The sequence below is a fragment of the Micromonospora sp. CPCC 206060 genome (assembly GCF_036906895.1).
GTDB lineage: Bacteria > Actinomycetota > Actinomycetes > Mycobacteriales > Micromonosporaceae > Micromonospora.
On the sequence record NZ_JBAKHU010000120.1, the window covers coordinates 1 to 9650 of the forward strand.

A 9650-nucleotide genomic window follows, 5' to 3' on the forward strand; every position below is an offset into this window, starting at 1 on the left:
ACTTCCTCGGATTCCTACGCCTGGCCTGCGCGATCATCTGCTACCGCCGCGCCACCCGACTCAACCTGTTGACCAGCAACAACCCCAAATGACACACGGTCTTAGGGCGGAGAGGACGTCAACGCCCCCGCCCTTCCTTACCTGATTCGAACATCGAGCTGACGCTGCGCTCGTGCGCAGGCGCGAGGCTGGGCCCATGCGGACGAGAGGGAAACTGATGGCACGTTGGGGATTCGCCGCCACCACGCTGCTGGCGGCGGTGACGCTGGGCGTCAGCGGCTGTGGCGTCGCGGGCGGACCCGCCACCGGGGCAGCCACCGAAACCGCGGTCGAGGTGGTCGCCGCGATGGGCGCCGAGGGTCAGGCGCTCACCGCGCTGGGCTTCGACGCGACCGATCTCGACGTCGATCCGGTCGCCGCGCCGGCGCCGTCCGCTTCGACGGGACCCGAGCGGGGCCCCCGGGGCGAGCGGGGCGACGGCTGGCGCAAGCGGCACCAGGCCCGGGTGCTGCTGCGCAAGAAGAACACGCTGCACGGCGAGGTGGTCGTGCAGACCAAGGAGGGCACGAAGACGGTCGCCGTGCAACGCGGCGAGGTCACCGCGATCGACGGGAAGTCGGTCACCGTGAAGTCCTCCGACGGGTTCACCATGACCTGGACCTTCGGCGAAAACCTGCGGGTCGTGGAACGCCGTACCACCGTCCAGCCGAGCGCGGTCGCGGTCGGCGCCACCATCGGAATCGCCGGTACCAAGGACGGCACCAACGCCGTCGCCCGCCTCATCATCAAGAAGTAAGGAAGGGCCCCTTCTTATCGCTTTCGGTATAGGAAGGGGCCCCTCTTAACAACTCCGGTGTGGTCAGTAGACCCGGGATCCGATGAAGTCGTCGTGGCCGTACCCGACCGGGTTGGCGAACGAGCGGGACTCGAACGACCACTGCTGTCGGGCGCTGGTGCTGCAACCGGCCAGCCGCAGGCGCGGCGTACCGAGCCAGGGGTTGTCGAACTCCAGGCAGAGCGAGCTGTTGCCGGCCGGCCTGATCTGGTTGCCGGCGAAGACGAACCGCTGGTTCGGGCCGCCGTGGCAGTCGTAGACGTTGACCGCTGTGCCGGAGGTCAACGAACCACCGGAAACGTCCAGGCAACGGTCGTGGGAGAGTTCCGAGTGCAGCGACTGGCGGCCGGGGTCGTACCAGAACCCCTGGTTACGCCCGCCGTGGCAGGTGTACGACTGCTGCGCGGTGTTGTTTCGCGAGTCGTACCCCTTGCCGTCCACGCAGGTCCCGGTGGCGGTGTTACGCAACTGCCGGAACTCGAAGAGTCCGGGGTAGAGCACGCCGCTGCCGGCGCTGGCCGGGTCCACACAGGTCGCCTGTGCCTGACCCGAGTGGTAGAACTGGGTGATGCACTGGGCGAACATGCCGTGCCCCCGGGCGTTCGGGTGGAACGACTGCCGGGCCGCGTTCTCGTCCCAGATTCCCAGTTCGATGTAGAGGCCGCGAACCGAGGTGTTGTCGGTGCAGACCTCGTGGCCGTGGAATAGCCGGCTCGCGTCGAGGTAACGGGTGCCGGTGTTCAGCGCCGCCCGGCGCAGCGCCGTCTCGAACATCGGCACCGCCTTGTTCCGGGCGAACGCCGTGTCGTGCAGGTACATCAGGCAACCGCCGGGGTACCAGCCGGGAAAGTCCGGATTGTCCTCGACGTCAGGGCTGGCCGGGCTCGGGTACGACATGAAGACCAGCTCGTAGTCGGTACGCAGGTAGCCGGCGTCGGTCATGGTCCGCCGGACGGAGTTGATCGCGTCCTCGACGGCCTGCCGGCTGCCGTCGGTGCGGACCGCCCACTGGTCGGTGTAGGTCGGATAGCAGGGACCCTGGAGCAGTACCCGCTTCAGGGTGCAGTCGGTGGCGACCGGTCCGAACTGGATGGTGCCGTCGCCGTTGGCGCCCACCACCACCCAGATCAGCTTGATGTGCGTGTTGCGCGCCTTGATGGCCAGGTTGTCACCCTGGTTCAGTTCGTTGTGCTGAATGGGGCCGCCGGCGATCAGGTTCCACGGGGTGGCTCCGGAGCAGGCGATGTTGTACTGCACGTCGGAGGCGATGCCGGTACGGAACACCGCCTGGTCGTACGACCGGTCGCACCAGTTGCCGGGCTCGTGCGTACCGGGAACGTAGTTGCCGACGCCCTCGCCGGAGATCTCGCTGTCGCCCATGGTGATCAGGGCGGTCTTCCGGTTCTCCAACGGTCGGATGTCGGGGCTTCCGTAGAGCGCGGTCGCCTCGGCGGCCCGGATGTTCTCCAGAGCGGCGGGCAGTGGTTGGACGGTTGGACGGTCGGCGGCGCTGGCGGGGGTGGCGGGGGTGGTCAGCGCGGTGAGCATCGGGAGCATGAGTCCGGCGACGAGCGCCACGGCGGTACGCCGTCGCAGCGCCCGTGGAGCGTGCCGTTCCCGCTGGTCGGGGGAGCGAAGCATCGACGCACTCCTTCCTTGTTGATCGGGGGACGTCGATCGGGTTTTCAGACGGTAGTCCTCCCATGGGAATATGTGAATGCATCTCGGAAAGCTTTTCGGCCCGCGTGGACCCGGACCACCATCCGGCCCGGCCGCCGCCACACCCGACCCCTGCACGGCCTGCGTCGAGGCGGGCCGTGCAGGGGTACGGCGGGAGGCGGGTCACGCCGGTGGGCGCCCGACAGCGTGGCGACATGCGGACGGGAATGCCGGGAAGATACCGGTGCAAAGTCGGCCGTAGGGTGGTCGGCGGGCTGCCGCAAGGGCCGGCGGACCGCCCGCTACCAGCGCATATCCGTCCTGCGGTGGCCGGTTGGTAGCAGACCGCCGACCGGACGGGTACGTGCAGCCACGACGCCGGCTCGTACCCATCATGAGCAGGTCGGGTTAGGCTAGGCCCGACTCATCGTCGCACCGTGGAGATCCCTGTGAAGCTCTCGATCCTGATGCCGGTCTACAACGAGGAAGAACGGATCGCGGATGCCCTGAAGCAGGCATTGGCGGTCGACTACCCGTGCGAGATCGAGCTGGTCGTGGTCGACGACGGTAGCCGGGACGGCACCGGCGAGATCCTCGACCGGGTTGACGACGCCCGGCTCCGGGTGATCACCCACCCCCGCAACGCCGGGAAGGGCGCCGCGATCAAGACTGCGGTGGCCAGCGCCGAGGGCGACTACATGGTCATCCTCGACGCCGACTTGGAGTACGACCCGCAGGACATTCCCAAGCTGCTCGACCCGGTGCTGGACGGCCGGGCGACCGTGGTCTACGGAAATCGCACCTTCGGCAGCCACAGCGCCTACAGCTTCTGGTACGTGATGGGCAACAAGGGCGTGACGATGGCCGCCAACGTGTTGTTCAACTCGTACATCGGTGACCTGGAGACCTGCTTCAAGCTGATGCCGGTGGACCTCTACCGGTCGCTGGACGTGCGCTCCCGGGGCTTCGGCATGGAGGCCGAGGTCACCGGCAAGCTCCTGCGTCGCCGGATCCGTCCCTACGAGGTGCCGATCAGCTACCGCGCCCGGGGGCGTGAGGAGGGCAAGAAGATCACCTGGAAGGACGGGGTGGAGGCGATCTGGATCCTGGGGCGTGAGCGGGCCCGGCGTCGCCCGCAGGCCCTCCACGGCAAGCCCTGACCGGAGCGGCCCAGGACGGCTCAGGCCGGTGCCAGGAAGGCGCTGATCGAGCGGCGTAGCCCGGCGGCATCCAGCCCGTGCCACCGAGCGTGGTCGGCCGCGCTGCCGTACCGGTGCAGATCGTCCCGGCCGACACCCAGTGACAGCAGGCGGTGCGGCCGGTCCGCGAGCGCCGCGTCGACCAGGCGGCTCGACGTACCGGCGAGGTAGGGCTCGACCAGGACCACCTCGGTCCCGGTTAGGGCCCGCAGTCCAGCGGTGTCGAACGGGCGGGGCCGGTTGGTGTAGGCCACCGCCACGTCCAGCCCGGCCACAGCCGCCAGCACCTCGTCGAGCACCGGTCCGACCGCGATGACCAGCGGGGCACCGGGACCACCCGGGCGTACCACCGTGAGACTCCCGTCACCCGGCCGGGCCCGGTCGTTGGTCTGGGTGGAGAGCCGCAGGTACACCGCCCCGTCGCCGCCGACCGCCGCGTGCAGCGGGCCGGCCACCTCACCGGCGTGTCCGGGTACGTGCACCGTCCAGCCGTCCAGGGTGTCCAGCAGCGCCACATCCTGCGGGGACATGTGGGTGCGGCCCATGCTCGCCCCGTCGTACGACGCCCCGACGCTGACCAGCACTGCCCCCACACCCTGGTGGTCCAGGTCCAGCTTGATCTGCTCGTACGCCCGGTCGACCAGGAACGTCGCGTAGGAGTGCACGATGGGCCGGAGCCCGGTCAGGGCCAGCCCGCCGGCCACGCCGATCATGAGCTGCTCGCGGATCCCGACGTTGAGTACCCGGTCCGGGTGCCGTCGGGCCGCCGGGGCGAACGAGGCGGCCGAGATGTCCGCGAGCACCAGTGCGGTACGCGGCTTCTCGGCCAGGATCGTCGAGGTCGTGTCGATGAACGTCTCGCGCACGGTCACTCCTTCGGTTCGGTGACGGCGACCACCAGGTGCGGCCGGCGGTTGTCGTGTCCGGTCAGGGCGGCGGCCAGGGCGTCCTGGTCGCGCCCGTCGACGGTGGCCGCGGTCCAGCCGTTCACGGTGAACCGGCTGGCCAGCCCACCCGGCCAGCCGTGCGTGGCGGACCGGTTGTCGACGACGATCGCGGTGAGGCTGGCCAGACCGACCGCGCCGGCGTACGCGATCGCCTCGTGGTTGGACCCCTCGTCCAGCTCCGCGTCGCCGAGCAGGACGTGCACCCGGGGTCGGAGGAGTCCCTGCGCCCGCAGGCCGAGCGCGATGCCGACACCGAGACCCAGGCCGTGCCCGAGTGAGCCGGAGCCGATCTCGACGCCCGGCACCAGGAGCCGGTCCGGGTGGTGGCCGAGCGGGCTGTCCGGCCCGGCCAGATCGTCCAGCCAGTGCTCGGGGAAGAAGCCCCGGGCGGCGAGTACCGCGTAGTACGCGGCGGGGCCGTGTCCCTTGGAGAGCAGGAACCGGTCCCGGTCCGGGTCGTCGGTACGCGCCGGATCGATGTTCAGTACCCGTTCGTAAAGCACCTGGAGCACATCGAGGGTGGAATGGGCGCTCGGCGCGTGCTTCTCGTCGCCGGTCAGGCGGCGGAGCAGCGCCTCGATGCGTGGACGGGTACCGGTGGTGGTCGTCGCCTGCCGACCGGGGAGGGTGGCGGACGCGGGCGGACGGCCCGTGGCGGTCGTGGTTCGCATACGACTAGCCTGCAAGTTGAAGTTCACTTCAACTCAAGGACGGCGTGACATGACGCACGCTTCGGCCCGGCCGGACGTGGAACCGACGGTAACCGGAACGATGACCATCGGTCAGCTGGCCGCCCGCAGCGGGGTGGCTGCCTCAGCGCTGCGCTACTACGAACGGCTCGGCCTGATCCGGGCCGACCGGACCGGTGGCAACCAGCGCCGGTACGACCGCGCCGAACTGCGCCAGGTGGCCTTCATCCGGATCGCCCAGCAGGTCGGGATCTCGTTGGAGGAGATCCGTGAGGCACTCGACTCGCTACCCGAGTCCCGTACCCCGACCGCCGCCGACTGGGCGCGGCTCTCCGCAAGTTGGCGGAACCGCCTGGACGAGCGGATCCGGCTGATCGAGAAGCTGCGCGACAACCTCGTCGGCTGTATCGGCTGCGGCTGCCTCTCCCTGGAGAAGTGCGCGCTCTACAACGCCGGGGACGCCCTGGGCGCGGAGGGGCCGGGCGCCCGGCTCATGCTGCCCCGCTGAGCCACCCTGCCGGCCCTGCCGGTCTGAGCCACCCTGCCGGCCCTGCCGGTCTGAGCCACCCTGCCCGCCCTGTCGGCCTGAGCCACCCTGCTCAGGCCGTCGGGGTCACCAGCAGCACCTTGCCCAGGTGGTCGCTCGACTCGACGATCCGGTGCGCCCCGGTGGCCTCGGCCATCGGCAGCCGCCGGTCGATGACCGGCCGGACCGCCCCGGACTCCACCATCGGCCACACCTCGTCACGTACCCCCTGCACGATCGCGGCCTTCTCCGCGACGGGCCGGGACCGCAGCGCGGTGGCCGTCACCGACGCCCGCTTCGCCAGCAGCGCGGACAGGTCGAGTTCCCCCTTACGGCCGCCCTGCATGCCGATCACCACCAGCCGCCCGCCGGTGGCCAGGGCCGCCACGTTCCGGGGCAGGTAGGCACCGCCGATGATGTCCAGGATCACGTCGGCACCCCGCCCGTCGGTCACCCGCCGGGTCACCTCGACAAAATCCTCGGCGCGGTAGTCGATCGCGTGGGCCGCACCCAACTCGCGGAGCCGGGCATGCTTGCCGGACCGGGCGGTCACCAGCACCGTCGCGCCCAGCGCCGCACCGAACTGGATCGCGAACGTGCCGATGCCGCTGCCACCGCCGTGCACCAGCAGCGTCTCGCCCCGGCGCAGCCCGGCCACCTGCCGAACGTTCGACCAGACGGTGCAGGCCACCTCGGGCAGGGCCGCCGCGTCGACCGGGTCCACCCCGGCCGGTACCGGCAGCAGTTGCCCGGCCGGCACGGCGACCCGCTCGGCGTAGCCGCCCCCGGCGAGCAGCGCGCAGACCTCCTGACCCACCCGCCAACCGGTCACGTCGGGGGCGGTCGCGCTGATCACCCCGGAGCACTCCAGACCCGGGTACGCCGGAGCGCCCGGCGGCGGCGGGTAGTGCCCCTGCCGCTGCAACAGGTCGGCCCGGTTCACCGCGCTGGCCCGCACGTCCACGATCACCTCACCCGGACCGGGCTCCGGATCGGGCACCTTGGTCCAGCGCAGCGTTTCGGGTCCACCCGGCTCTTGGATGGTGATCGCGTACATGCTCCAGTCATACCCCACCCGGCCGGTACGCCGCCCACCGACCGCGTACCCCTAATCTCGTCCCACCCCCGCAGGCGACAGCGGCGTCGGTGATCCGGGCATGGCAGACTGGGCACGTCGCGGATCCCGGTGGGGCACCGCGTCGGGAGGGTTCGCCTAGTGGCCGATGGCGCTGGTCTTGAAAACCGGTAAGGGGGCAACCTCTTCGTGGGTTCGAATCCCACACCCTCCGCATCCCGAGCAGCAAAAACGCCCCCTGACCAGCGCGAACACCGGTCAGGGGGCGCTCCGTCATTTGTGAATCGGTCTCACTTCGTCCCGCTGCTACCCGCCGGGTCTCACTGGTCGTGTCGTATCCGTGTCGGCGTTACCCCGCTTCCTCGGTGTCCAACGCACCCTCGATCCGCTTCCGGGCCGCCTCGTCCTGGCCGTCGATGCACGAGGCGTAGACCTTCAGCAGCACGTGCACGCTGTGCCCTGCCCACTGCGCGACCTGGGTCGCGGGCACACCAGCGTTGAGCCAAAGCGACACGGCCGCGTGCCGCAGGTCGTACGGCCGATGCGCCAGCGGTGACCGCTGCTGGGCGGGTGACAACGCTGCCTCTCGGGCCTGCCGCCACGCGCGCAGGTAGGTGCTCTTCGACACCGGGGCCACCCGTGCACCGGCGGCGTTGAACATCCGGCCGTTGGCGTTCCGGCAGTGCTCCCGTAGGTGGTGCCGCAGGATGCCGACCAGTTCCGGGCAGGCCGGCACGTCGCGGGTCGCTTTCTTCGCTCGGTGCTTGAGTTCCCGGTCTTCGAGCGACGTCCCGCCATCGCTCCAATCCTCGCCCACCTGCTGCGTCGACCCGCTGAGGTGCAACCACCCCCACCCATCCTCGGGAAGCTCGCATTCGTCAGCGCGTAGATGGATCACCTCGGACGGGCGTAGGGCGGCGAAGTACATGCAGGCGAAGAAGCCTTCCAAGTGCGGGTCCCGCTTCCGTACCGCCGCGAGCAGCGACCGGGCTTGCTCGGGGTTTACCACCACCTTCCGGTCAACCTGGTCGGTGTTCTTCGGCGCGCGCCACTGAATGAAGTCCATCGGATGCGCGTCGAGATACCGCAGTTCGACGGCGTATTTCAACGCGCTGTAGAAGACTGCACGCTTCCTCGCCACGGTGTTGGCTGCGGCCGGGCCACCGTCAATCCTGGTGGTCAACAGGTCGAGTGCTTTCCGTACCGTCGCCGGGTTGGCTACATCCGACAGTGGAAGCGTGTTCGCCTTGAGCCATCGAACAACCTGCGTGAGATCGTCCGGCGGCGTGCCGTTGTCCCGTTCTCGCTGCTGCTTGTTGAAGACCCAGGTATAGAGGGCGTGGCGAATTTCCGCTTCGTCGGGCATCCCGCGTGACGTGGCGAGCAGCGCAGGGGTGACGGTGGTGAGCGCGTCGGCGATGCTCTTGCGCTGAGTCGCGGCGGCACGCGGCCATTTCATGTCTACGAACGACACGGCCAGGTCGTACCAACTCAGGCTGTTGAGTTCCCGGGCCATCGGCTCAGGTAGCCCGGTCTTTTCATCGAACGCCGTGCCTTCCCGCTGCGCCACGACCAGTTTCGAACGGAAGCTTTCCGCCAAGGCGCCGGTAGCGAACGTTTCCCGGAAGGACTTATCGGCAACCTTCCACCGGACGGTGTACGACTTCTTCTTTCCGGACAGATCATTGGTCAGAATCGCGTGAATCCGCACGTTGTAGCTACTCAAGCGGCTGCCTCTTCCTCGTGGTCATCGAGCCAGTTGTCCAGGTCGCGGCGGCGGACGTACAGGCTGCCGTTCGGGTACTTGATGGTTTTGGGCGCGCGGCCGGTGGCCTTCCAGCGAAAGAAGGTCGACCGGGGTACGCGGAGTTCGTCCAGGACTTCGGCGAGGGTGAGCAGGTTGCCGGTGGGGGTGGTGCGCTGCGGTCGGGTAGTCACTGGCGGCTGTCCTTCCTCGGGGTGGCGTCGAGGTAGATGCGGTGCCGGGTGGACGGGGGCCGGTCGGGGTAGGGCCGGCTGACGTGGTGGATGGTGAGGACGTGGGCGAGAGCGTTGAGGGTCGCGGCTGTCTCAGCGGGTGTGCCGTGCAGCCTGATTCGCACGATGACGGCCTTTCTGTTGAAGGTGACCACTTCCGGTAGATCGGGGTGAATGACCGCAGAACCGCGCAGAACGGGCCACTGAGAGCGCCGTGGAGCCAAGATCTCGACCTAGCTGGTGTGTGGGCATGCGCCGATCCGGCTGAGGGTTCTCAGTGGCCCGTTCTGGTCGGCGGGGTTGCGGTGGCGGGTGTGTTCTGTTGTGGGGAGGGCTGAACCATCTCCGCATCTCCGCATCTCCGCAAACATGGCTGTGAGCTGGGCGAATGCTTGCGGAGATGCGGAGACAGGTGGTGGGTTCATCTCCGCAAAGCCGGTGGGATCTCCGCAGTGGGTGCGGAGTTGCGGAGATCGATGATTGTTGAGGGTTGGGATCTCCGCAGGGTGTTTGTGCTGGTGGGGTGGAATTGGTGCGGCGTTGCGGAGATGCGGAGATGGTTCAGCGGGTTTTACCCCTGGTGGTGCTCGACCCAGAACACGGCCCGGTCTCCCCTGTCGCTTTTGCCGGCCCGGATGACGTGGTGGCCGCGCCACCGTCCGGCTTGCCCGGTGAGGAGTCGGCCGAGTTGCAGCGGGTTGGGTAGCCGGCCGCTGCTGGTGGTGATGAACTGTCCGTCCCAC

The 9650-nt window shown here is 69.0% G+C and carries 10 protein-coding genes and 1 tRNA gene; 4 read left to right on the forward strand and 7 right to left on the reverse strand.

Annotated features, from left to right (window positions below):
• Positions 1–217: 217 nt before the first annotated feature.
• Complete coding sequence (locus tag V6U90_RS31515; protein WP_334444500.1) at positions 218–796, forward strand: hypothetical protein; 579 nt, start codon at positions 218–220, stop codon at positions 794–796.
• A gap of 63 nt (positions 797–859) precedes the next feature.
• On the opposite strand, the gene V6U90_RS31520 is transcribed toward V6U90_RS31515, so the two are convergent.
• On the reverse strand, positions 860–2476 hold the full coding sequence (locus V6U90_RS31520; protein ID WP_334444502.1) for a ricin-type beta-trefoil lectin domain protein: 1617 nt from the start codon (positions 2474–2476) through the stop codon (positions 860–862).
• Between the two features lie 467 nt (positions 2477–2943).
• Between V6U90_RS31520 and V6U90_RS31525 the strand changes: the two genes are divergently transcribed.
• Positions 2944–3654 (forward strand): glycosyltransferase family 2 protein, encoded by a 711-nt coding sequence (locus V6U90_RS31525; RefSeq protein ID WP_334444518.1) that lies wholly within the window; start codon positions 2944–2946, stop codon positions 3652–3654.
• Positions 3655–3674: 20 nt separating this feature from the next.
• Here V6U90_RS31525 and V6U90_RS31530 read toward each other — a convergent pair whose 3' ends face one another.
• Together V6U90_RS31530 and V6U90_RS31535 are read right to left on the reverse strand one after the other, a co-directional pair.
• Entirely contained in the window at positions 3675–4559 is an 885-nt protein-coding gene (locus V6U90_RS31530; protein WP_334444504.1) for a transketolase family protein, read from the reverse strand.
• 2 nt (positions 4560–4561) lie between these two features.
• Complete coding sequence (locus tag V6U90_RS31535; protein WP_442933708.1) at positions 4562–5311, reverse strand: transketolase; 750 nt, start codon at positions 5309–5311, stop codon at positions 4562–4564.
• A gap of 49 nt (positions 5312–5360) precedes the next feature.
• Here V6U90_RS31535 and soxR point away from each other — a divergent pair, with 49 nt between their 5' ends.
• Positions 5361–5837: a redox-sensitive transcriptional activator SoxR gene (soxR, locus tag V6U90_RS31540; RefSeq protein ID WP_334444508.1), complete on the forward strand. Its 477-nt coding sequence runs from the start codon at positions 5361–5363 to the stop codon at positions 5835–5837.
• A gap of 91 nt (positions 5838–5928) precedes the next feature.
• Here the strand turns inward: soxR and V6U90_RS31545 are convergent, their stop codons facing one another.
• Positions 5929–6912, reverse strand: a complete 984-nt coding sequence (locus tag V6U90_RS31545; protein WP_334444510.1) for an NAD(P)H-quinone oxidoreductase — start codon at positions 6910–6912, stop codon at positions 5929–5931.
• A gap of 145 nt (positions 6913–7057) precedes the next feature.
• On the opposite strand from V6U90_RS31545, the gene V6U90_RS31550 reads away from it, so the two are divergent.
• Positions 7058–7144 (forward strand) — tRNA-Ser (locus V6U90_RS31550).
• Between the two features lie 135 nt (positions 7145–7279).
• Here V6U90_RS31550 and V6U90_RS31555 read toward each other — a convergent pair.
• From V6U90_RS31555 to V6U90_RS31565, 3 genes are read right to left on the reverse strand one after another with little or no spacing between them, the layout of a single operon-like run.
• The gene (locus V6U90_RS31555) at positions 7280–8656 is read right to left on the reverse strand and encodes a tyrosine-type recombinase/integrase (RefSeq protein WP_334444512.1); all 1377 of its coding nucleotides are present in this window, start codon (positions 8654–8656) and stop codon (positions 7280–7282) included.
• Positions 8653–8868, reverse strand: a complete 216-nt coding sequence (locus tag V6U90_RS31560) for a helix-turn-helix transcriptional regulator (RefSeq protein WP_334444514.1) — start codon at positions 8866–8868, stop codon at positions 8653–8655. Before V6U90_RS31560 ends, V6U90_RS31555 begins: the two co-directional genes overlap by 4 nt.
• Complete coding sequence (locus tag V6U90_RS31565; RefSeq protein ID WP_334444516.1) at positions 8865–9032, reverse strand: hypothetical protein; 168 nt, start codon at positions 9030–9032, stop codon at positions 8865–8867. The genes V6U90_RS31560 and V6U90_RS31565 overlap by 4 nt, the downstream gene beginning before the upstream one ends.
• Between the last annotated feature and the right edge of the window lie 618 nt (positions 9033–9650).

What these genes read in the sequence shown, in the direction of transcription:
- V6U90_RS31515 (WP_334444500.1), top strand. Translation starts at nt 218, where the DNA reads ATGGCACGTTGGGGATTCGCCGCCACCACGCTGCTGGCGGCGGTGACG.
- V6U90_RS31520 (WP_334444502.1), bottom strand. Translation starts at nt 2,476, where the DNA reads ATGCTTCGCTCCCCCGACCAGCGGGAACGGCACGCTCCACGGGCGCTG.
- V6U90_RS31535 (WP_442933708.1), bottom strand. Translation starts at nt 5,311, where the DNA reads ATGCGAACCACGACCGCCACGGGCCGTCCGCCCGCGTCCGCCACCCTC.
- soxR (WP_334444508.1), top strand. Translation starts at nt 5,361, where the DNA reads ATGACGCACGCTTCGGCCCGGCCGGACGTGGAACCGACGGTAACCGGA.
- V6U90_RS31545 (WP_334444510.1), bottom strand. Translation starts at nt 6,912, where the DNA reads ATGTACGCGATCACCATCCAAGAGCCGGGTGGACCCGAAACGCTGCGC.